Raw genomic sequence first — 24767 nt, forward strand, 5'->3', positions numbered from 1 at the left:
TCATCGCCCGCGAAGGCGGGCGATCCAGTATTCCAGAGGCCGCGCTGTGATACGGAGAAGCCGCGGCGTACTGGATTCCCCGCCTTCGCGGGGAATGACAGTGGTGGGTAGTTGGCACCGCTCAATGCACCGTATGATTCGCCGACCCCTGCACGATCTTTCCGGCCGCATTTACCCGCAGATATTCGCAGATGCGCTTGCCGCGCTCGTTCTCGTAGAGCACCACCATGCTATCAGGGCTGACGAACAATTCGATCAGCGAGAAATGCAGGTTCGGCAACAGGGCGAGCGCCTTGCCCCAATAGGCGCGCAACGAATCCTTGCCGCGCACGGTGCCGCTTTCATCGAAGCCCAACACGGGGATGCGGTCAGAGGTCATCACGACGTCGTCGGCATAGAGCGTGAGCACGCGTTCGAGATCGCGGGCGTTCCAAGCCTCGACCCAGGTCCGGCCGAGCGCGGCGAGATTCGACGGCTGATGATGGTGTGGCATGGCGTTCTCCCTGATTGGCCCTTAAATGAGTGACGGGCCATATTAGGTCAATAATACTTACCTATATCGATTTGTCCATGCCCAAAGAAGAATGTGGGCGCGCGGCCCGCGCGGTTGCGGGCAGGGGCGCGGTCGCGTATTTGCTTGCCATGACAGCAGCACAGACCGACCGCTCCGCGTCGACGCCCTCAGTGGCCTCGGCGCACGACAAGATTCTCATCGTCGACTTCGGCAGCCAGGTGACGCAGCTCATTGCGCGTCGCGTGCGCGAGGACGGCGTCTATTGCGAAATCGTCCCGTTCAACAAGGCCGAACAGGCCTTCAACGAGATGAAGCCGAAGGCGGTGATTCTCTCCGGCGGGCCTGAATCGGTGCATGAGGCGGGCTCGCCCCGCGCCCCGCAAGCGATCTTCGATTCCGGCGTGCCGGTGATGGGCATCTGCTACGGCCAGATGGCCATGGCGGAGCAGCTCGGCGGCACGGTCGAGGGCGGCCATCACCGCGAATTCGGCCGCGCCGATGTCGAGGTGAAGGCGCCGAGCAAGCTGTTCGAGGACACTTGGTCTCTCGGTGGCAAACATCAGGTCTGGATGAGCCATGGCGATCGCATCACCAAGATGCCGCCGGGCTTCTCGGTGGCCGGCACGTCGCCGAACGCGCCCTTCGCGATCATCCAGGACGAGACGCGCAAATATTACGGCCTGATGTTCCACCCGGAAGTGGTGCACACGCCGGACGGCGCCAAGCTGATCCGCAATTTCGTCCGCAAGATCGCCGGCCTTTCCGGCGACTGGACCATGCGCGCCTTCCGCGAGGAGGAGATCGCCAAGATCCGCGCCCAGGTCGGCAAGGGCAGGGTGCTCTGCGGCCTCTCCGGCGGAGTCGATTCCGCGGTCGCGGCCGTGCTGATCCACGAAGCGATCGGCGAGCAGCTCACCTGCGTGTTCGTCGATCACGGCATGCTGCGTCTCGACGAAGCCAAGACCGTGGTCGATCTGTTCCGCCACCATTACAACATCCCGCTCGTGCACGTGGATGCCTCCAAGCAATTTCTCGGCGAGCTCGAAGGCGTCACCGATCCCGAAACCAAGCGCAAGACCATCGGCCGCCTCTTCATCGAGGTGTTCGAAGCGGAGGCCAAGAAGATCGGCGGCGCCGACTTCCTGGCGCAAGGCACGCTCTATCCCGATGTGATCGAGAGCGTCTCCTTCACCGGCGGCCCCTCGGTGACGATCAAGTCGCACCACAATGTCGGCGGTCTCCCCGAGCGCATGAACATGAAGCTGGTCGAGCCCTTGCGCGAGCTCTTCAAGGACGAGGTCCGCAAGCTAGGCCGCGAGCTCGGCCTGCCCGAAATCTTCGTCGGCCGCCACCCGTTCCCGGGCCCCGGCCTCGCCATCCGCTGCCCCGGCGACATCACACGAGAGAAGCTCGACATCCTGCGCAAGGCCGACGCGGTCTACATCGACCAGATCAGGAAGCACGGCCTCTACGACGACATCTGGCAGGCATTCGCCGTGCTGCTCCCGGTGAAGACGGTGGGCGTCATGGGCGACGGTCGCACCTACGACTTTGTGGTGGGCTTGCGTGCGGTGACCTCCACCGACGGCATGACCGCGGACTTCTACCAGTTCGACATGAAGTTTCTCGGCGAGACCGCCACGCGCATCATCAACGAGGTGAAGGGCGTTAACCGGGTGGTGTACGACGTGACGAGCAAACCGCCCGGGACGATCGAGTGGGAGTAGTTTTTAGAGACCGAGGCATGCTGATGCGCGCCGCGTTGAAAGCGGTGATGGCCGCGGTCTTTGCCATGCCGGCTGCGGCGGCTCTGGCGAAGTCTCCGGACTGCGCGAGTTGGCCCACGAACATGGCCCTCGTGCACCTCAAGAACGCCGGCCTGATTGATATCCCGTCGGTGATCGAGGCGCAGACCAAGGCCGTTCGTCTCGCGTCCGAAAAGATCGGTAAAGACCTCTACCAGCAGGTTTACGACATCACGTTTCACACCGAGGATGGCAAGACGATCGAGGTCATCACGAAAAACCAGGCATCGAGCGAGGAATGCTCGATGAGCGGCGTCGACGTCTACGTGGTCGCGAACAAAATCGGCGGGTCGGCAGAGCTGCCATCTGCCGGCACGCCTAAAAAGTGATCCGGCTGCACCGAAAGCTCAAGACCTGCAATTGACCCGCGGCGGATGCGTAGGGCGGATTAGCCGCAAGGCGTCATCCGCCCTCTCTCGCCGAGTCGCGCGCAAGATGGCGGGTTACGCTTTTATAGTCCGCCCTACGATCTCTCTCTCGGCTTCACGAACCGATAGGCGAAGTGATCGGTCTTGCCCTTGATCGCGGGATCGAACACCTTGATCGTGTGCGGATCGTCCTTGTTCGCGAGCAGGGTGCTTTCCGCGTCCAGCACGAAGCCGGCCGCCTCCACCTCCTTGCGAACGTCGATGACGGTGGAGCCCGCACGGATGCGTGCGAACCGGATCAACTCGGACAGCTTGGATTGGTCGTACATCTGGATCTCCTTTAGGCTTGGGCATTCGACGCGCGCGCGGCTTGCGCCAGTGCTTGCGTGTCGACGTACTCCCGGATGTTCGTCAGTTTGCCGTTGCGAACGGTGATGGCGAAGATCCAGTCGTCCCTAAACGTCTTGCTCGTGGCTTTGATCTTTCCCGTCGCGAAGCCGACGACCAGGACCCGGTCTCCTTGCGCGACGAACTCCCGGGGTTCGGTGGACGTTTCGATCGACTTGGATGCCGTCTCCACCAGATCCGTCACCCCGTCGTGCCCGCGATGCGTTCCGGCCAGCGGCCAGTCCTCCCCGGGGATGATCCACTCGATGTCCTCAGTGATCAGCGCCAGCAGAGCCTCGCTGTCGCCACGGCCGATCGCGGCGAAGAAGTCTTTCACGGTCTGGATGTTCTTCTCGATACTCATGGGAATTTCTCCATCTCGCTCGGATCGGATCGCGCGCGATCCGATCCCGTGTGTCGTATCCCCAAGGGTGGGGACGTCGTGTTCGTCAGCCGAACTTGACCAAATCCTTGAAGATCAGGTGGCCCCAGCTGTTTCCGCGCGCCTGCACGAGCAGTCCGCCTTCCGAAAGCCCGCCGAGTTTGATCGGCGCGAAGCCGAGCTTTTCCGCAAGCGTGCCAATCTCCGCTGCGGCAGCGTCATCGTCGCTCGCCAGGAACACGACTCTCCTGCCGCCATGGACGGCCGGATCCTGACCAAGCACGGCAGCACCCAAATGGTTGAAGCCCTTGACCAGTCGACCGCCGGTGAAGGCTTGCGCGACGGCCTTGGACGAAGGTTGTCCTGCCAGTTTCTCAGGCGGCACGCCGTAGGCGTTGGTCACATCGATGATGGTCTTGCCCTGCCAGGTGGGCAGCGCCTTCGTGACATCCTGGTGCGACTCGAAACGGACCGCCAAGAAGATGATGTCCGCCTTGACGGCGTCCGCCAGTTTTTTGGGAATGATCGTGGGTCCGATCGCGGCCGCGGCGGATGCAAAGTTTTCGGGGTCGCGCGTGGTTGCAACGGACACCTCGATGCCATTGCGGGCAAACGCCCTGGCCAGGGCCTGGCCGATAGGGCCGAAGCCGATAATCGCGTAGCTCATGATGTTTCTCCGATCTTGTCGATGGCGGTCAGACCTGCGCCATGCCGCCATCGACGGCGAGATCCACGCCGGTGATGTAGGAACTTTCATTGGAGGCGAGGAAGGTGACGGCAGCCGCGATTTCCTCCGGCTTGCCCCTGCGACCCATCGGGACCTGTGAAGCAAATCCGGCGGCGGCTTGCTCGGCTTGCTCGCGGGTCAAGCCCGTCGTTGTCGCTAGGGCCGGGGTCTCCGTTGGCCCGGGGCTCATCGTATTGACGCGGATTTTGCGGTCTTTCAGCTCCAGCGTCCAAGCACGCGAGAAGCTGCGCACCGCCGCCTTGCTGGCGGCGTAGACGCTGAACCCCGGCAGTCCCTTCACGTTCGACACCGAAGAGTTCAGGATGATCGAACCGCCGTCCCTGAAGAGGGGGAGGGCCTTCTGCACCGAAAAGAACAGCCCCTTCACGTTGACGTCGAAGGTCTGGTCGAAATGGGCCTCGGTCGCTCCTGCGAGCGGTGCGATCGTTCCTGCGCCCGCGTTCGCAAAGAGAATGTCGATGTGACCATGTTTCTCTTTCACGACGGTATAGAGCCGATCGAGATCGGTAAGGCGCGACACGTCGCCGACAACTGTCGTAACGTTTGTCTTGATAAAGGCTGCGGCCTCCTTCAGCTCTTTCTCGCGTCGCCCGGTGATCACCACGTGCGCACCTTCGTCCACGAAACGCTTGGCCGTGGCCAACCCAATCCCGCTGCTGCCGCCGGTGATGACTGCGATCTTGCCTTCGAGTTTTTTCATGATCTTTCTCTTTCGTTGTGTGTGGGTCAGGCGCGAGACCGCGCCCGGAATCAGAGTTGTGCCAGGCCGCCGTCGACGGCGACTTCGCTGGCGGTCATGAAGCTGCTGTCCGACGAGGCGAGAAAGGCAGCCACGGCCCCGATCTCCGCAGGATCGGCCATCCGCTGCAGCGGCGTCATCGCGGCGAAGACCTTCTGGCCTTCCTCGCCCAGCGCTTCCTTCGCGAGTTCGGTCGCGGTCGCTCCGGGCGACAGCACGTTGACCCGGATGCCGCTGCCTTTCAGGTCCTCCGCCCAGGTCCGCGCGAGGTTGCGCACGGCCGCCTTGCTGGCGCTGTAGGCGCTCATGGCCGGGGCGCCCGTGGTGCCGGCGCTCGATCCGGTCAGGATGATCGAACCGCCCCGGCGCATCAGCGGCAGCGCCTTCTGCACCGTGAAGATCGTCCCCTTCACGTTGGTGTCGAAGGTTTCGTCGATGTGCGCGGCAGTGATCTTGCCGAGCGCAAGCTGGCTTCCCGCGCCGGCATTGGCGAAGACGATGTCGAGGGTTCCGCGCTCGGCCTTCACCGCCGCGTAGAGTCGGTCGAGGTCGGCCTCATCCGAGACCGAGCCCTTCACCGCGCGGGCATTGGGCCCAAGCGCGGTGACAGCCGCGTCGAGCGCTTGCTGTCGGCGGCCGAAGATGAAGACGAAAGCGCCGTCCTCGATGAAGCGCTTTGCCGCGGCGCGGCCGATGCCGGTCGCGCCACCCGTGATGACCGCAACCTTGCCGTCGAGCTTTCCCATGATTTCTCCTGTCGTGGTGTCGGGACAGCATCTGCCCCCGACGACCCCGAGATAGGTCCGGCGGCGTCAGGCGTTGAGTGCGGAAGCGTGCACATCGGTGGTGCGAAATCGATCCGGCTGGGCGACTGACGCCAGCCGCGACGAGGGGTGTCCGCCGTTCGGAATGGGTCCTGCCGGCCGAAACCGGCTATGATGAACGCCCGTACTGCTGTACTAGGCATCCAGATACGGCTTGGAAGGCGCGCCGCGCGGTGCGGGATTGCACCATGATCGACTGGGACGACGTTCGCTATTTTCTGGCCGTCGCGCGCGGAGGCTCGGTGCGGGCGGCCGCCGAGCGCCTCGGCGTGAACCACGCGACCGTGCTGCGACGCATCGCCCAGCTCGAGGAACGCCTCGGGGTCCAGATGTTCGAAAAACTGCCTTCGGGCTACCGCCTGACGGCTGCGGGCGAGGAGGTCCTCGAATTCGCGGACCAGATGGAAGCGTCGTCGCACCAGCTGGAGACGCGCGTGTTCGGGCGCGACCAGAGTGTGCGCGGGCGTCTGCGGGTGACGCTGGCGCCGCCGCTCACGACACATTTGCTGATGCCTGATTTCGCCGACTTCGCGCGTCTGCATCCTGATATCGAGATGGATATCCTGTCGTTCGGCGAGCTGGTCAATTTGACCAACCGGGAGGCCGACGTCGCGATCCGCGTCGTCTACGACCGCAAGACCCTGCCGCTCAATCTTCACGGCGTGAAGGGACCGGAGCTGTTCGGCGCCGTCTACACGTCCAGGGATCGGCTGGCCGCGTGGCGTGCCGGCGCGCCTGATCCCATCCGCTGGATCGTCATCAGCAGTCACGGCATCCCGGACTGGGCCAGCGCGGGTGAGGTTCGCACCACGGGCGTTCCATTCAGGGTCACGGACGCCGGGGCGCAGATCGTTGCGGTCCGGCTAGGGCTCGGCATCACGACACTGCCGTGCTTCGTCGGCGATGCCGACCCGCTGCTGGTGCGAGTGCCGGGCACCGACCTGCACATGTACGGCACGGTTTGGCTCCTCACACAGGGAGAGACGCGCAAGACCAAGCGCGTGCGGCTCTTCACCGAGTTCGTATCCCGCAGGCTCGCCGCGTACGCGCCGCTGCTGGCGGGGCTGTCGGTGGCGCGCGACTGACGCGCGGCAAGTCACGGGCGTAAAGGTTGGCCTCGACAGATCAATGCGTTATCGTGCTTCAGAACAATCGAGTGGGAGTAGGGTTGTGACTGCTATTGAACCAGCGTTGCTGGGTGTTGTTTCCTGGAGAGGCAGCGCCGCTTAGATCATGGGATTTGGGGTATTCATCCATCGATTGGACTCGATCTACGATGACAGCCCCGCTGAGCAGTACCAATTTCCCAGTCAATATCTTCATCGCGTTGAAGCCTGCATCGGCGATTGGATAGTATATTACGAACCGAGCAAGGTTGCTGAAACGCGCGGTTACTTTGCAATCGCTCGGGTTCAGCAGGTTGTTCCCGATCCCGGTACTTCCGGGATGTTTCTCGCTTTGATTGAACCCGGAAGCTATCTCGATTTTGCCAATCCAGTCCCATTCAATGGACCGACAGGTCCAGTAGAGCGCGGCGTCCTTAACGAGCAGGGACGGATTTCAGGACGCGCTCAGTCCGCAGTCCGCCCAATCTCTTCCGACGATTTCAACAGAATATGCGAGCTTGGTTTCGCGGAGAACGCGCCGCTGCTGCCACGGCGCGACGGCGACCTCCCATTGCTCGAGCTTAACGACCAGCCTCAGGTGCCATTCGCGATTGAGCAGCAGCGCGACCGTGTTAGCGTGACGATTTCGAGAATTCTGCGCGATCGAGTGTTTCGCCGGGTCGTCCTCCGCGCCTACGACGAGCGTTGCGCCGTCACCGGCCTCAAGCTCATCAATGGAATGGGGCGCGCGGAGGTCGCGGCGGCTCACATACGACCCGTCGAGGCAAACGGGCCGGACATCATCAGCAACGGGGTTGCTCTTTCGGGCACCGCACATTGGATGTTCGATCGTGGTCTCATCAGCTTCGCGGATGATTTGGAGATATTGATCTCGCGCCAGACAAATGATCTGGGGGGAGTGCAATCGATCATCAACAAGACGGGGCGTGCGCTTGCGCCGCGCCGGGCGTCGGATCGGCCACATCCGCATTTCTTGAAGTGGCACCGCGAGCATTGTTTCAAACAATAAGCAAAGCCGTGCGGCTCATTCGACCGAACCCGCCCGTCGCTGAGCCGCGATCAGCATCTCCACAAACGCCGTCACCTTGGGTGGGCGGAATCGAGCCGCCGGGTAGACCGTGTGGATGCCGCCGGATGGCAGTTGCCATTGCGGCAGGATGTGGATGAGGCGCCCGGCCGCGAGATCGTCGGCCACCAGGAAATCCGGCAGCACCGAAAGGCCGCCGCCGGCGAGCACGGCCGCGAGCACCCCAGGCGTCGTGTCGATGGCGATGCTGGCCTGCAGGCGCACAGCGCGTCGGTCGAGATCGCCGCGCGAGAACTGCCACAGCAGCGGCTCGCGCAGCGCCATGTTGGCGACGAACGGGAGCGTCGCGAGATCGTCGGGATCGCGCGCGGCGGCGATCCGATCCGTGAATGCGGGAGCGCCGACCAGACATTGCCGGAACGCGCCGATCTTGCGCGCCTGCAGGCTGGAATCGACCAGCCAGCCGACACGGATCGCCATGTCGATCTGGCCTGAGGCGAGGTCGACCGTCTGATCTTCGAGCGTCAACTCCACGCGGCAGTTGGGATAGCGTGCCGCGTAGGCCGTGACGACGGCAACGACGACGGCTGTGCCGTAGTCGTTAGGCGCCGTGATCCGCAATGTGCCGGTCGGCGCGGCGGCCGCCTGCGCGAGCTCGTCGAAGGCATCCTCCGCTTCGCGCAAGATCATGACGCAGCGCGCATGAAACATGCGGCCCGCCTCGGTCGGATGGACCCGGCGCGTCGTGCGCACCAGAAGACTGGTGCCGAGATCGCGCTCCAGCTGCGCCACCTGCTGGCTCACCACGGCCTTGGTGATGCCGAGCCGCTCGGCGGCCCGCGTGAAGGATCCGGTGTCCACGACGGCTGCGAAATAGGCCAGTCGGTTCAGGTTCATTTGGTTCGTCCGGTCAGATCTATTGTCAGCCAATACCATACATTCTGTATATTTTGTTGATATTTATCTACCAATGCGCGCGTGCCACATTGCATTTCAAGGAGATCGCCATGTCCGCGCCCATTCATGTCACCTACCTGTTCGATCCGCTCTGCGGCTGGTGCTACGGCGCCGCCGCGCTGCTCGAACAGCTCGTGGCCCGACCAGATTTCGCGGTCCAACTTGCGCCGACAGGCCTGTTCGCCGGCGAGGGCGCCCGTCCGATGGACGACGGCTTTGCCGCTTATGCCTGGACCAACGACCAGCGGATTTCGCGCTTGAGCGGCCAGCCTTTCAGCGAAGCCTATCGCCGCGATGTGCTGGGCGACCGCACGCGCCTGTTCGATTCCGGCCCGGCAACACTGGCGCTCACGGCTGTTGCGCTCACGGCACCCGATCGGGAGTTCGCGGCGCTGAAGGCCTTCCAACTCGTCCGCTATGTCGGAGGCCGCGACAGCACGGACATGTCCGTGCTGTCGGACGTACTGCGCGCGATGAACTTGCCGCAGGTTGCCGCGCGTCTGGCAACGCCCGACGCCGCGTTGATCGCCGCGTATCGCGCGCGCCTCGAGGCTGCGCGTGCCGAGATGCGCCGGTTCGGCGCCAACGGCGTCCCGGCCCTCATCGTCGGGACGCGCCATGATCGCCGCCTCGTGCAAGCAAGCGCGCTGTTCGGCAGCCTCGACGTCCTTGTCGACGGACTGAAGGCGGCCTGAGCGCAGCGATCAACACAGACCGGACCATCCAGCTTTCATTTCGCGATCCCAGACCAGCACCAGGAGACCAGCATGCCGACAAGGAGAACCATCATGAAAACCACTCTCGCCGCAGGCGCTGCCGCCATCTTCGCACCCGCAGGCCTCGGCCATGCCGCCGGCGGGCTCGCCTGGAAGCATTTTCCCGCAGGACCGAACGGCTTCTTCCGGGCTCCCGTTCTGGTGTCCGGGCCGAGCGAAGCCGTGCTGATCGATGGCGGCTTCACGCTGTCAGATGGCAAGGCTGTCGCAGACGCCATCAAGGCAACCGGCAAGAAGCTCACCACCATCTATATCAGCCGGTCGGACCCGGATTACTATTTCAGCCTCGGCGCCATCAAGGCGGCGTTCCCGGAGGCCCGCGTGCTCGCGGCGCCCGCAACTGTGGCGGCCATTAACGCCAGCGTCGAAAAGAAGCTTGCCGTTTGGGGGCCGCAACTCAAGGCGAACGGCCCGCAGGTGCTCGCCGATGTGGTCATCCCCGAGGCGTTTGACGGCAAGACGCTCAGCGTGGACGGCGGGACCATCGAGATCGTCAGCGCGGACGGCCTGGTCAACCGGCGCTATCTGTTCGTTCCCTCGCTCAACGCGGTGTTCGGCGGCGTGCTGATCTTCTCCGGCGTCCATGTCTGGATCGCCGACACGCCGACCAGGGAGCAGCGTGCCGCCTGGATCGCCAATCTCGAAAAGATCGCGGCGCGCAAGCCGGCGATCGTCGTCCCCGGCCATCTGTCGGTAGATGCAAAGACCGATCTGTCCGGTGTCGAGCACACCATCACCTACCTTAAGGCCTTCGACCAAGAGCTGGCCAAGGCCAAGGATTCCGCCGCGCTCAAGGCGGCGATGGAAGCGCGCTTCCCCGGCCTCGGCATGGGCGTTGCGCTCGACATCGGCGCCAAGGTCGCCACCGGCGAGATGAAGTGGGGCTGAGATGGGGGCGAACCTCGACCTGATCCGCGCCACCTATGAGGGATCATCGTCGGAAGAGAACGGCCGCAACTTGCTGGCCGCTCTCGCTCCGGATGCCGCATGGACCGAAGCGGAAGGGTTTCCTTATGCGGGCACTTATGTCGGACCCGACGCGATTATATCAGGCGTGTTCCGACGTCTCGCCACCGAATGGACCGGCTATCGTGCCGACGTTCACACCTATCTGGAAGACGGCGATCGCGTCGCCGCCTTCGGCGTCTACTCCGGGACCTACAAGGCGACGGGCAAATCCATGCGCGCCAACTTCGCGCATCTCTATCTGGTGAAGGACGGCAAGATCGCCGGGATGACGCAATATGTCGACACCGCGATGGTGCAGAAGGCGCTGGAGACTGCTGGCCACTGACAGCCGGCTACGTCGGAATGTACGAGAAGGGAGCCCGCGACATGCGGGCTCCCTTTTTCCGTTTTGACGGCGGCCAGATCTTGATGAAGTTCGCCACGTCCGTTGCCGCCGTCTTGATCCTTGCGCAGGCGCCCATCACGCTAAAAATAGGGTCGACGGAATCCGTGCCAAACCGCAAGATCGGTCGAGCGTGTCATGGCCGTCAGCGACTAGATGGAGCCGCCACGGAGGAGGGACGATGAAGGCGGCGCTGCAGAACTATCAGGACCGGATGCGACGGGTGCTGGATCATATCGATCGGCATCTCGACGATGATCTGGATCTGGACACGGTGAGTGCTGTTGCGGCTTTCTCAAAATATCATTTCCACCGGCAGTTCTCGGCAACCTTCGGGTTATCAGTGCATCGCTATGTCCAGCTGGCCCGCATGAAGCGCGCTTCGCATCAACTGGCCTACATGGACGCCCTTGATGTCACGGAGATTGCGATGGATGCCGGTTACGACGCACCGGATGCCTTCGCCCGCGCCTTTCGGCAACGGTTCGGGCAATCGCCGTCGTCGTTCCGGAAGTCTCCCGACTGGGAGCCGTGGCTTGCGGCCTTAGGGCCTCTCGACAACGCCAGGAGCAAGCTCATGCAGAAAACGTTTACCACCGACGACGTGACGATCCGCGATGTGCCCCCTACGCCGGTCGCGATCATGGAGCATCGGGGAAGCCCTGAGACACTTGGTGACACGATCCGGCGGTTCATCGCGTGGCGCAGGGCCGCCGGCCTGCACCCCAGGACAAATCCCACCTTCACTGTTTGGCATTCCGAGGGGCGTCCGGCGCAGCAGGACGAATACAGCATCGACCTTTGTGTCGGGACCGACCAGCCGATCGCGGCGAACGGCGAAGCGATCAAGACCGGCGAGATCCCCGGCGGACGCTGCGCGGTGCTGCGCGTCGTCGGCTACACCGACAATCTGGAGCCTGCCGCGCTCTTTCTTTATCGTGACTGGCTTCCGGCCAGCGGCGAGGAAGCCCGCGACTTCCCGGTCTATTGCCAGCGGCTGAGCTTCTTCCCCGAGGTGCCGGAGCACGAGACCGTCGCGGACGTTTTCTTGCCGCTGAAGTAGCGTCCGCTGACGGCGCCTGTCGCTTCCGATCACGGAAACCGGCAGGCCGCCATTGGCGGATCAATACCGCCACGATGTGATCCCGCGTTCACCTCGGGAAACGGGTGGCCGCTCGCCGGTGCCTGATGTCTTGTTCGGCTCCTTTTCGACATCAGGAGAGTCTCACGGTGGAACTTGCAAACAAGACGATCATCATAACCGGCGCCAGCAGCGGTATCGGTGCTGCCGCAGCGTCGTTGTTCGCGTCCGAAGGCGCCAATGTGGTGCTCGGGGCGCGTCGCCCCGCCGAGCTGCAGGCCGTTGTTGCAAGCATCAAGAGCGCCGGAGGGCGCGCGACTTTTCTCGCGGGCGACGTTCGGGACAAGGGCTATGCAGCCCGCCTTGTCGCGCACGCCGTCACGACCTTCGGAAAACTTGACGGCGCTTTCGACAATGCCGGCATCCTCGGCGACATGATGCCGGTCCCCGAGATGAGCGTCGAAAACTGGACCGATGTGCTTGCGGTGAATCTCACCTCGGCGTTCCTCAGCGCGAAGGCGCAGATCCCGGCGCTGCGCAAGCAGGGCGGAGGTTCGATCGTTTTCACCTCGTCCTTCGTTGGCTTCAGCAACGGGGGCATGCCGGGAATGGCGGCGTACGCAGCCTCGAAGGCAGGACTGATCGGCCTGGCTCAATCACTGGGCGCCGAGCATGCGGCCGAAGGCATTCGCGTCAACGCGCTTCTGCCTGGAGGAACCATCACCCCGGCGGCAGGCGAGGGCAATCCAGACGCCCTGAATTTCATCGCCGGGCTTCACCCGATGAAGCGGATGGCCAGTCCCAAGGAGATCGCGCAGGCGGCCGTTTTTCTCCTGAGCGACCGGGCATCGTTCATGACGGGCAGCCCCATGACGGTTGACGGTGGCATGTCGGTCCGCCTGACGTGACGACGAACCCGCCAAGCGCGCGGCGACGGTCACCTCGGCGCAAACATTGGATGTTCGCCACGTATCTCCATGATACGAGACCCCGTCGTTCGCTTCCGGAGTTCAATATTGATGTCCGCCGCCACCGCCCCGAGTCAGTCGCCCGCGACCGCCGCCGAAACCGATCCCGAAACACTCGGTTGGATGAAGGGCTTCCCGCCTTCCCCCGACCGCACCATCAGCTTCCAGGATGGTTCGTTCCGCAGCTTCCCCGAGCTGCGCTGGGCCTGGAGCAACATCCGCCAGCTGGTGCCGACCGTGAATGTCTGGCGCGGGGCGGGGCCTGCGTCGGTGCTGCCGCGGCAAGACCATGACATCGGCGCGTCGGCCTCGACCACGATGGACGGCCGGCCCATGACCTTCGCGAAGATGCTAGAGGAGACCTACACCGACGGCATCGCCGTGCTGCATCGGGGCAAGCTCATCTATGAGCGCTATTTCGGCGCGTTGAAGCCGCACAAGCCGCATATCGCGATGTCGGTGACGAAGTCGTTCACGGGCGTGCTCGCCGGCATTCTGGTCGCCGAGGACAAGATCGACCCGCAGGCGCCCGTCACGGACTATGTGCCGGAGCTGAAGGCGAGCGCGTTCGGCGATGCGCGCATGCACGAGGTCATGGATATGACCACGGGGCTCGAATACACCGAAGTCTACACCGACAAGAACTCGCATGTGTGGGGACTGCGGCGCGCCAACGGCATGGCGCCGATTCCACCCGACTATGACGGTGCGACCACCATCTTCGAGTTTCTGATGGCGCAGAAGAAGCAGGGCGAGCACGGCAAGACCTTTGCCTACAAGACCGTCAACACAGACGTGCTGGCCTGGATCATCCGGCGCGTCAGCGGCATGAACTTGTCCGATCTGCTCTCCGAGCGCATCTGGCAGCCGATGGGCGCGGAGGAAGACGCGCATTACCACGTCGATCGCGTCGGCACCGAAAGCGGCGGCGGCGGCCTCTCCACCACCTTGCGCGATCTCGCCCGCTTCGGCGAGATCATGCGCAATCACGGCCGCTTCAACGGCCGGCAGATCGTGCCTTCATCTGTTGTCGAGGACATCGCGCGTGGCGGCGATCCCGAAAAATTCAAGCCCGCCGGTTACACCACGCTCCCCGGTGCGTCCTATCGCAATCAATGGTGGGTCACGCACAACGCCCACGGCGCCTATATGGCGCGCGGCGTTCACGGCCAGGGCATCTATATCGATCCCAAGGCCGAGATGGTGATCGCGCGCTACGCCTCGCACCCCGCAGCGGGCAATGCCGCCAACGACCCCATGACGCTGCCGGCCTACATGGCGTTGGCGAAGGAGCTGATGGCGGGCGAGTGAGGGCGCGGGTGCCTGTCGATCATCTTGCGAAGCATTACATATGGGTGTATGTAAGCCCCTATGGCGCACATCAGCATCCGCGATTTGCAAAAGATTTCAGGGGAGGCCATCGGTGCGTTGCCCGGCCCGACGCCTGTCAAATCGGGTGAGCGGACCGTAGGGCTGCTCATCCCCCTCAAGGCAGTCGATTCAGGCAAGCTCGCGGCGGTTCTGGCGCGGGCCGAGCGGTTCGCGAAGGGACGCGACGTGGCCGCGGACAACGCAGCGCTGGCTGAATTCGGTGACGTCGATCCGGTCGATTGGTCGGTCTCGGCCGTGAAGAAGCTCACGGCCAAGTCGAAGGCATGAGACGACCGTCAACCACGATCGTCGTTGACGCAGCCATTCTGATTGCCGCCGTTCGAGGCCGAAGCTCCGGCGCGCTCCTGAAGGCTGCTGAAATGGCGATCCTGGTGACGACGGACCGCGTTGTCCAGGAAGCGCGTCGCCGTATCGCGCTTGGGCTGCGGCGCCCGGAGCTGACCGAGCTGCTGGACGCGTTGGCTGAGCTGCTCACGATCGTTCCGGTAGCCGCATTGGAGCCTATGCTCGCCCGATGCGAAGAGACGCTTCGCGACGCCGTGGCAAGCCGCAATGGGTCCGAGCGCGACGCGCATGTGCTGGCGCTGGCCTGGAGCGTCGAGGCTGACGTTTGGACGACAGACCGCGACTTCGCCGGAACCGGTGTCGCGACATGGTCGACGCCGAACCTCATGCGCGCCTATGCGGATAGTGACGCGAAACCGGCTTGAGCCTTACGCCATATCCCGCCAGCGCATCGGCAAAATGCCGTCCTGCCTGAAACTGCCGAGGAAGCGGAAGCGGGCGGCTTGCGGATTGGGGCGGGCTTCGATCGGCGCGCCCAGGATCTGCACGACGTCTGCTTCGTCATAGGCGGGCCAGGGTGGCAGGCCCGATCCGTTCGGGTCCCCGTGCGCCGCGAAATTCACCCAATAGGCCATCATGGTCCGCGCCAGAGCGCGGTCCTCTTCGGCCGGCGGCGCCGAGCTGCCGATCACCTGTTGCGGTGTCAGTGTGCCGAACACGAACGGAATTTCGGTGACGTGCGAGGCGATCGGCGTGTAGTGCGAGGTATGGTTGAAGTGATAGCCGTAGACCGGCGCACGTCCCCCGCGCCGATGCAGACGCAGCCACTGCCAGCATTGCTCGCCGACCACGATGCCGCCGGTGAGCGCGGACGCGGACGCCTTGGCCTCCGCGTCGGTCGCGGCGGGGTAGACCTTCACGAAATCGGCCATGCGCTCCCTGCCGAACATCACCTCGGCCGCGGCGACAAAGGCTTGCGCCGATTGATCGGGAAGTGACTGCGAACGGAAAGGAAATTCCTCGACGGCATTCCAGCCCGCCAGCAGCGGGATGTGCATTTGTTCGCCGCGCAGGAAGCGCCGCGCGGGCACGTCAGGCACGACGTGACCATCGATGCTCGGCGAGAAGGCCGTCACGACCGGGCTGGTCCTGAAACTCCATGGCGCGGCTGCATTCAACCGATCGGCTGGCATGCTGCGCAAAGCTGCGATCGACCCGTTGCCCTGCTGCCGGGCAAAAGCCAGACCACGCGCGCGGGCTTCTTCGAAGCCCTGGAGTGGGCCGTGCTTGCCGTCCCAGAACGCGCCGCTCTGTCCAATGGCCTTGTGAAACAATCCGTGCGCGAGCGGCGAGGCCATCAAGATGCCGATGGCCATGGCGCCGGCGGATTCGCCGAACAGGGTGACGTTGCCGGGGTCGCCGCCAAAGCCGGCGATGTTGGCCTTGACCCAGCGCAGCGCCGCCAGTTGATCCTGCAGGCCGTAATTGCCTGACGGCGCCTCCGCATCGAGCTCGGGATGAGCCAAGAAGCCGAGGATGCCGAGGCGGTAGTTGAAGCTGACGACGACGACACCTTTCACTGCTAGCGCGCCTCCATCGGTTGCAGGATTGGCCGAGGAGCCGAACTGAAAGCCGCCGCCGTGAATCCACACCATCACGGGCCGCTTCTCATCCGCGCGCTTCGCCGCGGTCCAGACGTTGAGATAGAGGCAATCCTCGTCGCGCGGTCCCGGCCGCTGGTCGTTTTCGAGCGCCGACAGACACCCCGCGCCGAACACGCGCGCATGGCGCACGCCCTCCCAGGGCGTCGGCGGCTGCGGTGCGCACCAACGCAGAGGCCCGACCGGTGGCGCGGCATACGGAATGCCTTTGAACGCGATCACGCCGCTTGCATCGCGCGGGCCGCCACGCACGGAGCCTGCTTGCGTGCGGACCCCGCGTTCCAGCTCGGCTGCTGTCGCACTGGTGAAACCATGCATGGTCGTTTCTCCTGATCGCAGAGCGTGCCCGACCACCGCCGGGAGACAGCAGCCTATCGACATTCCTCTCCGTTCGATTTAGATGTTCCGCCAATCAATTGCTAAAAACCGGCAAGCATGCGGCAGCCGCTCCGTTTTCCATGGCCTGATCTCGATGTGGATGATGTCTCCGCGCCCGTTATCGCGGTGCGCGTCGACGTGATCGGGACCAAAGGCGAAGTGCCCGATCACAGCCACCGCAAGGGGCAGCTTGTCTTTGCGCTGGGAGGCGCCGTGACGTGCCGCGTTCCCACCGGCCTGTGGATGGTGCCGCCGCATTGCGCGGTTTGGGTGCCCGGGGGCCTGCAGCACAGCAACCTCGCGACAGAAAATGCCCGGCTGTTCTTCGTCTATATCGAGCCTGACGCCGTGGACCTGCCGAATCGATGCTGCACGCTCTCGATCTCCCCGCTGCTGCGTGAAGTGATCGTCGAATTGTCTGATCAGATCGCGGATGACAAGGCGAGGGTGAACCTTCTGGCGAGCGTCCTTCTGCGCGAGCTTCCCCGCATGCCGGTTCAGCAGCTTCATCTGCCGCTCTCGCCCGAGCCGCGGTTGAAGAAAATTGCCGCGGCGCTGGCAAAAAACCCTTCCGATCGCAGGACGCTGGCCGAATGGGCCGCTCGCGTCGCGCTGAGCGAGAGTAGCCTCGCGCGTCTCGTTGTCCGCGAGACGGGCTTAAGCTTCGGGCGCTGGCGCCAGCAATTGCACCTGATCGTCGCCTTGCGCGAGCTGACCTCCGGCGCGAGCGTGCAGCAGGTGTCCGCCGATCTCGGTTATGACTCCGTCGCGGCCTTCATCACCATGTTCAAGAAGGCGCTCGGGAAACCGCCGGGGAAATATCTGAGCGCTATCTCTGCTGAATATAAGACTTGACTTATATTAGGTTGGACCGATATTCATCCTTGCGCGAAACGACAGGGAGCAAGCGCTATGGAGATAGACGTCGCAAGAGTATTGGGGCTGGTTACGCGCTCGGTGAAGAATTTCGAGAAGGACGGGAAAGCGGCCAGTGCGGTGACACTGACGCGGCTTTACGAGACCAGCGTCGACGATCTCTGGGACGCAGTGACCAGCGAGCAACGCATTCCGCGCTGGTTCTTGCCGGTCGAGGGAGATCTCCGGCTCGGCGGAAAGTACCAGCTCAAGGGGAATGCAGGCGGGACCATCACGGCATGTACGCCGCCGACCCATTTTGCGGCGACGTGGGAATTCGGCGGCGCGATGAGCTGGATCGACGTCAAGCTGACGACAGAACGAAGCCAGGCGCGGCTGACGCTTGAGCACACCGCGATGATCGAGGATCATTGGAATCAGTTCGGTCCAGGGGCAGTCGGGATCGGTTGGGATCTCGCCATTGCGGGGCTGGAGCGATATGTTGCGACCGGGGCATCGGTCGACCATGAGACGGCCGAGGCGTGGATTGGCTCTCCCGCGGGCAAGGAATTCATGACGAGTAGCGGCGAGTATTGGCGCGCAGCGCATGTCGCAAGCGGCGTGGATCCTGCCTCCGCGAAACAGCGGTCGGACCGCACCATCGCTTTCTATCGCGGCGAGACGCCGCCCGACGTGGCGCATCCGGGCACAGGAAGCTGATGCAAATCTTCGAGGTCCTCGCCGACCCTGTCCGCCGTCGCATCCTCGAGCTGCTTGCGCCCGGCGAGATGGCGTCCGGTGAGGTCGTCGAAGTGATCGGAGCGGAGTTCGGGATCACGCAGGCAGCCGTGTCGCAGCACCTCAAGGTGCTGCGCGAGAGCGGCTTCGCGACCGTTCGGGCGGAGGCGCAACGACGGCTCTATTCGGTCGATGCTGCGGGGCTCCAAGCGGTGGATGCATGGGTCGGTCAGTTCCGCAGTTTCTGGGAGCCGAAGCTGGACGCCCTGGCGACGGAAATCGCGCGCGGCAAACGCGAGCGTCGCAACGCGCCAATGACCAAGCGGAGCGGGAAGCGGGCGTGATGGCGTCGCGGCAAAGTCGCATCGCGCCGCTTCAGTGAGGCACGAAAGCCGCCGCCAAAACAGCAAGCATACCAAAGCTGGCGATATTCCAGAACAGCGAGCGGACGAGCGGTATGCCGGATAGGTAAAGCGCGGTGTAGGCGATGCGTCCGCCAAGATAGGCGATCGATCCCCAATAAGTCAGCTCGTTGTGAACGCCTGCGGAGTGAGAGATGAGGATCGCGGCGGCAAAGAATGGAAACGTCTCCATGTAGTTGCGGAAATTTCGGTTGAGCCGGCCGGGGATGGCCTTGAGCGGCGGCATCTCGGTGTCGCGCGGGCTCGCAGCCCATCTGAGGCCGTACTGCAGGTTCGCGGCTTGCGCGGCGGCGACAAGCTGTACGAAGCCCCAGACGATCGCGGCGGCCAGCATCGATAGCTCGAAGCTCATCGCCATTGGCTGTCCCCCAAGCTGCAAGAAATCAGCGCGATCCCGGGTGCCATTCCGGGAGTTTGGGAATCTCGGGATCGAGGTGGTCCCAGGCATATCCGCGCGAGCAGAACAGCACGACGGACGGTTTGAACGTGCTGGCATCGTCCAGCGTGCCGACATGGATGCCGATGAACTCCGGCTTCTCGTCCGGCTTGTTGTAGATCGGCGAGCCGCAGCTCGGACAGAATCCCTTGCGCTTGACTGCGCCGCTGTCGGCAGTGCGCTCGATTTCGCGCACCTCGCCTGTCACCGAGACTGCGCTGCGCGCGAACACGAAGATGGAGCTGTGGCCGCTGCCGGTGTCGCGCTGACAGTCGCTGCACTGGCATTGGAAGCCGCGGATCGGCGCGGACGCAATGGTGTAACAAACCGCGCCGCAGGCGCAACGACCTGAATATGTCGTTCGTCTCCCTCCCGACGGGGCCGACCGTTCCAATCATATCAGGCTCGTTTGACTTCTCCACATCGAACAGCCTGCGCGATTTCACACGAGTCCGATCTTCGCCGGCACGCTCACCCGCGCGACATCTTGTCGAACTTTTTCACCAGCCGCTCCCGCTTCAGCCGCGACAGCCGCTGGATCCAGAACATCCCATCGAGCTGGTCGATCTCGTGCTGGTGGCAGACGGCACGCAAGGCTTCCGATTCTTCAGTGTGCATCTCGCCGTCGAGATCCTGATAGTTGATCCGCACGCGGGCGTGGCGCTGGATGTCGTCGTTGACGCCGGGCATCGAGACGCTGCCTTCGCGATGCAGGATCATCTCGGGTGAGGCCCATTCGATCTCCGGATTGACGTAGGTCTGCGCACCCTCCTTGGCGTCGAGCTCGAGCACGACGACGCGCAAGGGCACGCCGATATGCGGCGCCGTGATGCCGATGCCGGGCGCGGCGCGCATGGTCTCGAGCAGATCCGTTGCGAGCTCGCGAAGCGCATTGTCGAACGCGGTGACGGGGCGGGCCGGCAACGTGAGGCGGCGGTCGGGATAGCGGACGATCGGGCGAATGGTCATGCAGGCTCCTGGCCGGAACCCTTGCGGGCGAGGAGACGGCTAATCGGCTGCGCAAGGGAAGACGATCAAGAGCGGCGGGATGATGCCATGATGCAGGTGTTTTGCCCGACGAGTCAAACGGCGAGTCTTTCTTCGCACTGCAAAGAGCTGCGCTGTAAGTCCTTGATCCCAAAGCGCCCGGCTACTGTGCATGGGGTTGTTTTCGCATTTTTTGTTTGGCAGGTCACAAATGCGTGCCGCAAAAACTTGCGTCGGCCTGTCGGCCCACCATGTTCCCATTCGTCTTCCACCCAGACAGACCTGACGGGAGACCAAAAATGAACTCTTCCTCCTATCGCTGGGTGATCGTCGCCGCGGGCGGCTTGCTCGGCTGCGTCGCCATCGGCGGCATGTTTTCGCTGCCGGTGTTCCTGCAGCCGATCGCAAAGGATACCGGCTGGTCCGTGACCGGCATCTCCAGCGCGATGACGATCGGCTTTCTGGCGATGGCCTGCACCAGCATGGCCTGGGGGACGCTGACGGACCGGTTCGGGCCGCGGCTGGTGGTGCTGACGGGATCGACGGTGCTGACCGTGAGCCTGTTCGCGGCGAGCCACGCCACTTCGCTGCTTGCGTTTCAGTTCGTCTTCGGCCTTCTGGTCGGGGCGTCCTGTGCCGCGATCTTCGCGCCGATGATGGCGACCGTGACCGGCTGGTTCGACACCCATCGCAGCCTCGCGGTCTCGCTGGTGTCGGCCGGCATGGGCATGGCGCCGATGACGATGGCGCCGCTCGCGGCCTGGCTCGTCTCCGGACATGACTGGCGCACCTCGATGCAGATCGTGGCGCTGGTGGTCGGCGCCATCATGATCCCGGTCTCATTCCTGGTGCGCCGCCCGCCGGCGCTCGCGCACGCCTTGGCCGCGCCTGCGGGCGAGGGCGCCGTGCAAGGTGAGATGTCGATGGGAGAGGCATTGCGCTCGCCGAAATTCCTGATCCTGCTCGCGACCAATTTCTTCTGCTGCGCCACCCATTCCGGCCCGATCATTCACACCGTCTCTTATGCCGTGAGCTGCGGCATCCCGCTGGTCGCGGCGGTGACGATCTACAGCATCGAGGGTTTTGCCGGCCTCGGCGGGCGCATCGCCTTCGGTCTGATGGGTGACCGCTTCGGCGCCAAGCGCGTGCTCGTCTCGGGCCTGCTGTTGCAGGCGTTCGGCGCACTCGGTTATGTCTTCGCGCACCAGCTCACGACATTCTATGCGGTCGGGGCCGTCTTCGGCTTCATCTATGCCGGCACCATGCCGCTCTACGCCGTGCTGATCCGCGAAAACTTTCCGCTCAAGATGATGGGCACGGTGATCGGCGGCACCGCCATGGCGGGCAGTCTCGGCATGGCCACGGGCCCGCTCGCCGGCGGCCTGATCTACGATGCGTTCTCGAGCTACGCCTGGCTCTATATCGCCTCCTGGGCGATGGGCCTCGGGGCCTTCCTGATGGCGATGAATTTCAGGCCGTTCCCGAAGCCGCGAGCGGAGTTGGCGCCGGCGGCGGCGTAAGCAGGTTCATCGAGGCGCAGCGCTAGAGCTGCGCCTCGATCGCGGGCTTGTCGATGATGGACCACACGTGCCGTATTTTTCGGTCGTGAAATTGATAGAATACGTTTTCGCAGAAGGATACGCGCCTGCCGTTCACATCCAGCCCCAGAAACGTTCCAGCCGGCGTGCAGTCGAACTTCAGCCGGGAGGCAATGTGGGGCGGATCGCAGACCAGCAGCTCGATGTTGAAATGCAAATCCGGAATTGAGCGAAAATCCTGCTCCAGCATGGCACGATAGCCGGACAGTCCGAACTGTCGCGCATTGTGGGCGACGTCATCGTGAACGAACTGTCCGAGCGCGGGCCAATCCTGCCGGTTCAGGCAGGCGATGTAGTCGCGGTAGATGTCGGCGAGGTCGGACCTGGTCATGGCGTTGCTCCTGCGGCTCCGGCCATAACGCGGCAACGGGGCGATCGGCGCCCGCGCTCACAGACGTTTTTCGAAGAAGAGGTCCGGGTAGGGGTCGTCATTGAAGCGGGGGATCTCGCTCCAGCCGCTGCGTCGGTAGAGCTGGCCGGCCTCCGCCAGGGCGCTGTTGGTATCGAGCCGCAGCAGCTTGATGCCGAGCCCGCGCGCGGCATCCTCGGTCGCGTCCATCAGGCGCCGGCCGAGCCGCAATCCGCGCGCCGCCGGTGCGACCCACAGCCGCTTGATCTCGGCATAGCCGTGATCCGTGCCCTTCAGCCCGACGCAGCCAATCGGCAGCGTGTCCGAGATCGCGACGATGAACGTGCCGCGCGGGCGGCGCATGTCCTTGGCGTCAGGATCGCGCGACAGCGAGACGTCGAACCCCTGCTTGAAGCGGCGGCCGAGCTCGCCATAATATTCGCCGAGGCAATAACGGGCCTGTTCGCTCCGCGGATCCATCTCATCCAGCGTGACGCGGTCGCGCGTCAATGCGGAAGCAATCAAATCCATCGCCGCCAGCAGCGCCTCGCGTTGCGAGTGCTGGGCGAGGAAGCCCTCGGCCTGCGTGTTCGACAGCGCCTCATAGGCCGCGAACTCTCGCCGGCCCGCACGTGTCAACGTCGCGACGCGGCGGCGCGCATCGTCCTCATGCGCATTGGTCTCGACCAGCCCTTCGTCCTCGAGGCTGCGCAACAGGCGGCTCATCAGGCCGGAATCGAGGCCGAGGTAGTCGCGAATCTCAGCCACGTCCGAACGTCCGTGCCCGATCGCGTTGAGCACGCGCGCTGCCCCCAGCGGCCGCCCGCGTCCCAGGAATGACGTGTCGAGGGCGCCGACAGCGGACGTGACGGCGCGATTGAAGCGGCGGACGCGTGGAACAGGGTCGAGCATGATGTCTGACTTTAGTCAGGCATATCGTCGATGTCAATCAGCGCAGGCTTTCGCTTCACCGGCGAACTGCGCTTCAATCCAGGCCCAGCGCCTTGCGGGATTTCCGCGTGAGTTTTGCCGCGACCATCGCGTGCGCCTGCGCCAGATAGGCCCTGAGCTCGGCGTCCGGCAGCGCGTTGTTGCCGACGAGCTGCACCCATTTGGCGCGCGCCAGATACGGCGCCGGCCGCGCAAGGCCGTGCTCGATCAGCATGGCATAAGCCATGTTCGAGACTTTGAACATGTAGCCGCCGGAGCGCGCGGCAAAGCCGCCGCCGAGTGCGAACATCTTGCCGCCGACCTTGAACACCGAGGTGCCCTCCCACTGCACCACCTTGGTGACGGCGGGCAGGCGCAGGCAGCGGGTTTCGAAAGTTCTGGGAGTCATCGCTTGAGCGATAGCACAGCGCACGCGGCTTGCAACGCCGCAACGATGGAGCGCCACGGCGTGCCGCGCCGCGTCCGGGATAAGAGGGGACGACCCCACTTGTATCGTGCCGTCCGAATCCCCACACTCCCCACCATTCAATCAGTCACAGGAATAAGAACATGGCTCGCGTTCGCTGTATCACCGAGATGGGCATGGGCGTCGACGTCCATGGCAGGGACGCCACCAAGGCGGCGAAGCGTGCCGTCTCTGATGCCATCAGGCATTCGAGCCTCGGCTTCTTCCGGATGATCGACAAGACTGCGAACGACATGTTCGTGGACGTCACGATCGCGGTGCCGAATCCCGAAGCCGTCGACAAGGACGCGGTCGCGAAGGAGTTGCCTTACGGCACTGTCACCGTCAACGCGGTGAAGGGCGGGCTGGAGATTCCGTCGGCCCCCGAACAGGGCAACGACCCCATCCTCATCGCCAATGCCGCCGTCATCGTCAGCTTCGATAAGGACTAGGCCGGTGTCCGACCGTGACGAGACGCTGCTGGATCGCCCGATCTGGAGCGCGCTGACGACCAGCCACAAACATCTGGCCGAAGGTGGCCCGCGAGCATTGCGCTACCCGGTGGACGTAACGCCCTTTGCCGACATGGTCGACATGTCCGAGGCGAGCTTTGCTGCGCTCCGTGATCTCCTGTCGGGCGCGCAGGTCGCCGCACTGTTCACACCGGAGGCCGTCGACGTTCCCGCCGGGTTCAAGGTCGTGGTGGCCGGACCCTGCGAGCAGATGATCGGCTCTCCGGCCGACAGCCCGCTTCGCGATGCCGAGATCGTTCGGCTGGGGGTGGCCGACGTTCCCGCCATGATGGCGCTGACGGAGTTGACCAAGCCCGGTCCATTCGCGCGGCGCACCCACGAACTCGGGACGTTCCTCGGCATCCGTGCCGGCGGCGAATTGGTCGCGATGGCCGGCGAGCGCATGAAGCCGGGAAATTTCGTCGAGATGACGGCCGTCTGCGTCCACCCCGACCATCGCGGGCGGGGCTACGCGCAGGCGCTGCTGGCGGCGGTCGCACGCCAGATCGAGGCGCGCGGCGAAATTCCGTTCCTGCACGTGTTCTCGAGCAACTCATCGGCCATCGCGCTGTACCAGCGGCAGGGAATGCGGATTCGGCGCAGCCTGCACGTCACTGCGTTCATGAAGCAGGAATGAGCCGCGCCGTCCGGTCAGGCTTCTCATCCGGCGAATTCACGCTATATCGATCCCAACCATCATTGGG

The 24767-nt window shown here is 64.0% G+C and carries 31 protein-coding genes and 1 pseudogene; 18 read left to right on the forward strand and 14 right to left on the reverse strand.

All coding sequences use genetic code 11. The features are described 5' to 3' along the window. Positions 1 to 121: 121 nt before the first annotated feature. Complete coding sequence (locus AC0L3C_RS16550) at positions 122 to 493, reverse strand: nuclear transport factor 2 family protein (protein WP_473408485.1); 372 nt, start codon at positions 491 to 493, stop codon at positions 122 to 124. 149 nt (positions 494 to 642) lie between these two features. On the opposite strand from AC0L3C_RS16550, the gene guaA reads away from it, so the two are divergent. Together guaA and AC0L3C_RS16560 are read left to right on the forward strand one after the other, a co-directional pair. Further along, positions 643 to 2241, forward strand: coding sequence for a glutamine-hydrolyzing GMP synthase (gene guaA, locus AC0L3C_RS16555; protein WP_473280993.1), 1599 nt, complete (start codon positions 643 to 645; stop codon positions 2239 to 2241). A gap of 17 nt (positions 2242 to 2258) precedes the next feature. Continuing rightward, on the forward strand, positions 2259 to 2648 hold the full coding sequence (locus AC0L3C_RS16560; protein WP_473408486.1) for a hypothetical protein: 390 nt from the start codon (positions 2259 to 2261) through the stop codon (positions 2646 to 2648). 134 nt (positions 2649 to 2782) lie between these two features. Here AC0L3C_RS16560 and AC0L3C_RS16565 read toward each other — a convergent pair. The 5 genes and pseudogenes from AC0L3C_RS16565 to AC0L3C_RS16585 all read right to left on the reverse strand — a co-directional run. Next, a pseudogene (locus AC0L3C_RS16565) lies at positions 2783 to 2944 on the reverse strand (class I SAM-dependent methyltransferase); the annotation flags it as partial. An 83-nt stretch (positions 2945 to 3027) separates the two neighbouring features. Further along, positions 3028 to 3438 (reverse strand): nuclear transport factor 2 family protein, encoded by a 411-nt coding sequence (locus tag AC0L3C_RS16570; RefSeq protein ID WP_473408487.1) that lies wholly within the window; start codon positions 3436 to 3438, stop codon positions 3028 to 3030. An 85-nt stretch (positions 3439 to 3523) separates the two neighbouring features. Then, complete coding sequence (locus tag AC0L3C_RS16575; RefSeq protein WP_473408488.1) at positions 3524 to 4123, reverse strand: NADPH-dependent F420 reductase; 600 nt, start codon at positions 4121 to 4123, stop codon at positions 3524 to 3526. 28 nt (positions 4124 to 4151) lie between these two features. Then, positions 4152 to 4904 (reverse strand): SDR family NAD(P)-dependent oxidoreductase, encoded by a 753-nt coding sequence (locus tag AC0L3C_RS16580; RefSeq protein ID WP_473408489.1) that lies wholly within the window; start codon positions 4902 to 4904, stop codon positions 4152 to 4154. Between the two features lie 50 nt (positions 4905 to 4954). Next, a complete protein-coding gene (locus AC0L3C_RS16585) occupies positions 4955 to 5689 on the reverse strand; it encodes an SDR family NAD(P)-dependent oxidoreductase (protein WP_473408490.1) in 735 nt (244 codons plus the stop codon). Between the two features lie 266 nt (positions 5690 to 5955). Here AC0L3C_RS16585 and AC0L3C_RS16590 point away from each other — a divergent pair, with 266 nt between their 5' ends. Both AC0L3C_RS16590 and AC0L3C_RS16595 read left to right on the forward strand, forming a co-directional pair. Beyond that, positions 5956 to 6852, forward strand: coding sequence for a LysR family transcriptional regulator (locus AC0L3C_RS16590; RefSeq protein ID WP_473408491.1), 897 nt, complete (start codon positions 5956 to 5958; stop codon positions 6850 to 6852). Between the two features lie 148 nt (positions 6853 to 7000). Then, positions 7001 to 7903 (forward strand): HNH endonuclease, encoded by a 903-nt coding sequence (locus AC0L3C_RS16595; protein ID WP_473408492.1) that lies wholly within the window; start codon positions 7001 to 7003, stop codon positions 7901 to 7903. Positions 7904 to 7918: 15 nt separating this feature from the next. Here the strand turns inward: AC0L3C_RS16595 and AC0L3C_RS16600 are convergent, their stop codons facing one another. Beyond that, complete coding sequence (locus tag AC0L3C_RS16600) at positions 7919 to 8818, reverse strand: LysR family transcriptional regulator (protein ID WP_473257346.1); 900 nt, start codon at positions 8816 to 8818, stop codon at positions 7919 to 7921. 110 nt (positions 8819 to 8928) lie between these two features. Here AC0L3C_RS16600 and AC0L3C_RS16605 point away from each other — a divergent pair, with 110 nt between their 5' ends. From AC0L3C_RS16605 to AC0L3C_RS16640, 8 genes are all read left to right on the forward strand, one after another. Beyond that, positions 8929 to 9573: a DsbA family protein gene (locus AC0L3C_RS16605; RefSeq protein ID WP_473257344.1), complete on the forward strand. Its 645-nt coding sequence runs from the start codon at positions 8929 to 8931 to the stop codon at positions 9571 to 9573. A 72-nt stretch (positions 9574 to 9645) separates the two neighbouring features. Then, a complete protein-coding gene (locus tag AC0L3C_RS16610; protein WP_473408493.1) occupies positions 9646 to 10542 on the forward strand; it encodes an MBL fold metallo-hydrolase in 897 nt (298 codons plus the stop codon). Between the two features lies 1 nt (position 10543). Next, positions 10544 to 10948 (forward strand): nuclear transport factor 2 family protein, encoded by a 405-nt coding sequence (locus AC0L3C_RS16615; protein ID WP_473280913.1) that lies wholly within the window; start codon positions 10544 to 10546, stop codon positions 10946 to 10948. A 238-nt stretch (positions 10949 to 11186) separates the two neighbouring features. Then, positions 11187 to 12068, forward strand: coding sequence for an AraC family transcriptional regulator (locus AC0L3C_RS16620; protein ID WP_473280911.1), 882 nt, complete (start codon positions 11187 to 11189; stop codon positions 12066 to 12068). 167 nt (positions 12069 to 12235) lie between these two features. After that, the gene (locus AC0L3C_RS16625) at positions 12236 to 12994 is read left to right on the forward strand and encodes an SDR family oxidoreductase (protein WP_473280991.1); all 759 of its coding nucleotides are present in this window, start codon (positions 12236 to 12238) and stop codon (positions 12992 to 12994) included. Between the two features lie 111 nt (positions 12995 to 13105). After that, positions 13106 to 14365 carry a serine hydrolase domain-containing protein gene (locus AC0L3C_RS16630; protein WP_473280909.1) on the forward strand — a complete coding sequence of 420 codons (1260 nt, stop codon included), beginning with the start codon at positions 13106 to 13108 and terminating at the stop codon, positions 14363 to 14365. 60 nt (positions 14366 to 14425) lie between these two features. Then, complete coding sequence (locus tag AC0L3C_RS16635) at positions 14426 to 14713, forward strand: hypothetical protein (protein ID WP_473257328.1); 288 nt, start codon at positions 14426 to 14428, stop codon at positions 14711 to 14713. After that, complete coding sequence (locus AC0L3C_RS16640; RefSeq protein WP_473408522.1) at positions 14710 to 15156, forward strand: PIN domain-containing protein; 447 nt, start codon at positions 14710 to 14712, stop codon at positions 15154 to 15156. The genes AC0L3C_RS16635 and AC0L3C_RS16640 overlap by 4 nt, the downstream gene beginning before the upstream one ends. Positions 15157 to 15159: 3 nt before the next feature. Here AC0L3C_RS16640 and AC0L3C_RS16645 read toward each other — a convergent pair whose 3' ends face one another. Further along, positions 15160 to 16710: a carboxylesterase/lipase family protein gene (locus AC0L3C_RS16645; RefSeq protein ID WP_473408494.1), complete on the reverse strand. Its 1551-nt coding sequence runs from the start codon at positions 16708 to 16710 to the stop codon at positions 15160 to 15162. 117 nt (positions 16711 to 16827) lie between these two features. On the opposite strand from AC0L3C_RS16645, the gene AC0L3C_RS16650 reads away from it, so the two are divergent. The 3 genes from AC0L3C_RS16650 to AC0L3C_RS16660 are packed head-to-tail and all read left to right on the forward strand — an operon-like array spanning position 16828 to position 18707. Beyond that, positions 16828 to 17625: an AraC family transcriptional regulator gene (locus AC0L3C_RS16650; RefSeq protein WP_473408495.1), complete on the forward strand. Its 798-nt coding sequence runs from the start codon at positions 16828 to 16830 to the stop codon at positions 17623 to 17625. Between the two features lie 57 nt (positions 17626 to 17682). After that, complete coding sequence (locus tag AC0L3C_RS16655; protein WP_473408496.1) at positions 17683 to 18345, forward strand: SRPBCC family protein; 663 nt, start codon at positions 17683 to 17685, stop codon at positions 18343 to 18345. Continuing rightward, positions 18345 to 18707 (forward strand): ArsR/SmtB family transcription factor, encoded by a 363-nt coding sequence (locus AC0L3C_RS16660; RefSeq protein WP_473408497.1) that lies wholly within the window; start codon positions 18345 to 18347, stop codon positions 18705 to 18707. Before AC0L3C_RS16655 ends, AC0L3C_RS16660 begins: the two co-directional genes overlap by 1 nt. 31 nt (positions 18708 to 18738) lie before the next feature. On the opposite strand, the gene AC0L3C_RS16665 is transcribed toward AC0L3C_RS16660, so the two are convergent. The 3 genes from AC0L3C_RS16665 to AC0L3C_RS16675 form a co-directional block, all read right to left on the reverse strand. Continuing rightward, complete coding sequence (locus tag AC0L3C_RS16665) at positions 18739 to 19119, reverse strand: MAPEG family protein (RefSeq protein ID WP_473408498.1); 381 nt, start codon at positions 19117 to 19119, stop codon at positions 18739 to 18741. Between the two features lie 49 nt (positions 19120 to 19168). Further along, entirely contained in the window at positions 19169 to 19615 is a 447-nt protein-coding gene (locus AC0L3C_RS16670) for a GFA family protein (RefSeq protein WP_473257316.1), read from the reverse strand. Positions 19616 to 19692: 77 nt separating this feature from the next. Further along, positions 19693 to 20190 (reverse strand): peptide deformylase, encoded by a 498-nt coding sequence (locus tag AC0L3C_RS16675; protein ID WP_473257314.1) that lies wholly within the window; start codon positions 20188 to 20190, stop codon positions 19693 to 19695. A 317-nt stretch (positions 20191 to 20507) separates the two neighbouring features. On the opposite strand from AC0L3C_RS16675, the gene AC0L3C_RS16680 reads away from it, so the two are divergent. Next, on the forward strand, positions 20508 to 21728 hold the full coding sequence (locus AC0L3C_RS16680; protein WP_473408499.1) for an MFS transporter: 1221 nt from the start codon (positions 20508 to 20510) through the stop codon (positions 21726 to 21728). A gap of 22 nt (positions 21729 to 21750) precedes the next feature. Here AC0L3C_RS16680 and AC0L3C_RS16685 read toward each other — a convergent pair whose 3' ends face one another. The 3 genes from AC0L3C_RS16685 to AC0L3C_RS16695 form a co-directional block, all read right to left on the reverse strand. Beyond that, a complete protein-coding gene (locus AC0L3C_RS16685; RefSeq protein ID WP_473257310.1) occupies positions 21751 to 22137 on the reverse strand; it encodes an ester cyclase in 387 nt (128 codons plus the stop codon). Between the two features lie 57 nt (positions 22138 to 22194). After that, the gene (locus tag AC0L3C_RS16690) at positions 22195 to 23067 is read right to left on the reverse strand and encodes a bifunctional helix-turn-helix transcriptional regulator/GNAT family N-acetyltransferase (protein ID WP_473257307.1); all 873 of its coding nucleotides are present in this window, start codon (positions 23065 to 23067) and stop codon (positions 22195 to 22197) included. A gap of 73 nt (positions 23068 to 23140) precedes the next feature. Next, complete coding sequence (locus tag AC0L3C_RS16695; RefSeq protein WP_473257304.1) at positions 23141 to 23494, reverse strand: MmcQ/YjbR family DNA-binding protein; 354 nt, start codon at positions 23492 to 23494, stop codon at positions 23141 to 23143. Positions 23495 to 23655: 161 nt separating this feature from the next. Here AC0L3C_RS16695 and AC0L3C_RS16700 point away from each other — a divergent pair, with 161 nt between their 5' ends. Both AC0L3C_RS16700 and AC0L3C_RS16705 read left to right on the forward strand, forming a co-directional pair. Then, positions 23656 to 24003: a Lin0512 family protein gene (locus tag AC0L3C_RS16700; protein ID WP_106943230.1), complete on the forward strand. Its 348-nt coding sequence runs from the start codon at positions 23656 to 23658 to the stop codon at positions 24001 to 24003. 4 nt (positions 24004 to 24007) lie between these two features. Then, a complete protein-coding gene (locus AC0L3C_RS16705) occupies positions 24008 to 24700 on the forward strand; it encodes a GNAT family N-acetyltransferase (protein ID WP_473280893.1) in 693 nt (230 codons plus the stop codon). The last annotated feature ends 67 nt before the right edge of the window (positions 24701 to 24767 follow it).

Source organism: Bradyrhizobium sp. WSM4872 (assembly GCF_055811715.1).

Excerpts from the sequence above, each read along its gene's own strand:
- AC0L3C_RS16575 (WP_473408488.1), bottom strand. The coding sequence starts at position 4,123 with ATGAGCTACGCGATTATCGGCTTCGGCCCTATCGGCCAGGCCCTGGCC.
- AC0L3C_RS16640 (WP_473408522.1), top strand. The coding sequence starts at position 14,710 with ATGAGACGACCGTCAACCACGATCGTCGTTGACGCAGCCATTCTGATT.
- AC0L3C_RS16700 (WP_106943230.1), top strand. The coding sequence starts at position 23,656 with ATGGCTCGCGTTCGCTGTATCACCGAGATGGGCATGGGCGTCGACGTC.
- AC0L3C_RS16635 (WP_473257328.1), top strand. The coding sequence starts at position 14,426 with ATGGCGCACATCAGCATCCGCGATTTGCAAAAGATTTCAGGGGAGGCC.
- AC0L3C_RS16560 (WP_473408486.1), top strand. The coding sequence starts at position 2,259 with ATGCTGATGCGCGCCGCGTTGAAAGCGGTGATGGCCGCGGTCTTTGCC.
- AC0L3C_RS16605 (WP_473257344.1), top strand. The coding sequence starts at position 8,929 with ATGTCCGCGCCCATTCATGTCACCTACCTGTTCGATCCGCTCTGCGGC.
- AC0L3C_RS16615 (WP_473280913.1), top strand. The coding sequence starts at position 10,544 with ATGGGGGCGAACCTCGACCTGATCCGCGCCACCTATGAGGGATCATCG.
- AC0L3C_RS16655 (WP_473408496.1), top strand. The coding sequence starts at position 17,683 with ATGGAGATAGACGTCGCAAGAGTATTGGGGCTGGTTACGCGCTCGGTG.
- AC0L3C_RS16585 (WP_473408490.1), bottom strand. The coding sequence starts at position 5,689 with ATGGGAAAGCTCGACGGCAAGGTTGCGGTCATCACGGGTGGCGCGACC.
- AC0L3C_RS16695 (WP_473257304.1), bottom strand. The coding sequence starts at position 23,494 with ATGACTCCCAGAACTTTCGAAACCCGCTGCCTGCGCCTGCCCGCCGTC.
- AC0L3C_RS16580 (WP_473408489.1), bottom strand. The coding sequence starts at position 4,904 with ATGAAAAAACTCGAAGGCAAGATCGCAGTCATCACCGGCGGCAGCAGC.
- AC0L3C_RS16590 (WP_473408491.1), top strand. The coding sequence starts at position 5,956 with ATGATCGACTGGGACGACGTTCGCTATTTTCTGGCCGTCGCGCGCGGA.
- AC0L3C_RS16650 (WP_473408495.1), top strand. The coding sequence starts at position 16,828 with ATGCGGCAGCCGCTCCGTTTTCCATGGCCTGATCTCGATGTGGATGAT.
- AC0L3C_RS16645 (WP_473408494.1), bottom strand. The coding sequence starts at position 16,710 with ATGCATGGTTTCACCAGTGCGACAGCAGCCGAGCTGGAACGCGGGGTC.
- AC0L3C_RS16595 (WP_473408492.1), top strand. The coding sequence starts at position 7,001 with ATGGGATTTGGGGTATTCATCCATCGATTGGACTCGATCTACGATGAC.
- AC0L3C_RS16620 (WP_473280911.1), top strand. The coding sequence starts at position 11,187 with ATGAAGGCGGCGCTGCAGAACTATCAGGACCGGATGCGACGGGTGCTG.
- AC0L3C_RS16660 (WP_473408497.1), top strand. The coding sequence starts at position 18,345 with ATGCAAATCTTCGAGGTCCTCGCCGACCCTGTCCGCCGTCGCATCCTC.
- AC0L3C_RS16690 (WP_473257307.1), bottom strand. The coding sequence starts at position 23,067 with ATGCTCGACCCTGTTCCACGCGTCCGCCGCTTCAATCGCGCCGTCACG.
- AC0L3C_RS16680 (WP_473408499.1), top strand. The coding sequence starts at position 20,508 with ATGAACTCTTCCTCCTATCGCTGGGTGATCGTCGCCGCGGGCGGCTTG.
- AC0L3C_RS16685 (WP_473257310.1), bottom strand. The coding sequence starts at position 22,137 with ATGACCAGGTCCGACCTCGCCGACATCTACCGCGACTACATCGCCTGC.
- AC0L3C_RS16600 (WP_473257346.1), bottom strand. The coding sequence starts at position 8,818 with ATGAACCTGAACCGACTGGCCTATTTCGCAGCCGTCGTGGACACCGGA.
- AC0L3C_RS16610 (WP_473408493.1), top strand. The coding sequence starts at position 9,646 with ATGCCGACAAGGAGAACCATCATGAAAACCACTCTCGCCGCAGGCGCT.
- AC0L3C_RS16550 (WP_473408485.1), bottom strand. The coding sequence starts at position 493 with ATGCCACACCATCATCAGCCGTCGAATCTCGCCGCGCTCGGCCGGACC.
- AC0L3C_RS16630 (WP_473280909.1), top strand. The coding sequence starts at position 13,106 with ATGTCCGCCGCCACCGCCCCGAGTCAGTCGCCCGCGACCGCCGCCGAA.
- AC0L3C_RS16675 (WP_473257314.1), bottom strand. The coding sequence starts at position 20,190 with ATGACCATTCGCCCGATCGTCCGCTATCCCGACCGCCGCCTCACGTTG.
- AC0L3C_RS16665 (WP_473408498.1), bottom strand. The coding sequence starts at position 19,119 with ATGCTGGCCGCCGCGATCGTCTGGGGCTTCGTACAGCTTGTCGCCGCC.
- guaA (WP_473280993.1), top strand. The coding sequence starts at position 643 with ATGACAGCAGCACAGACCGACCGCTCCGCGTCGACGCCCTCAGTGGCC.
- AC0L3C_RS16570 (WP_473408487.1), bottom strand. The coding sequence starts at position 3,438 with ATGAGTATCGAGAAGAACATCCAGACCGTGAAAGACTTCTTCGCCGCG.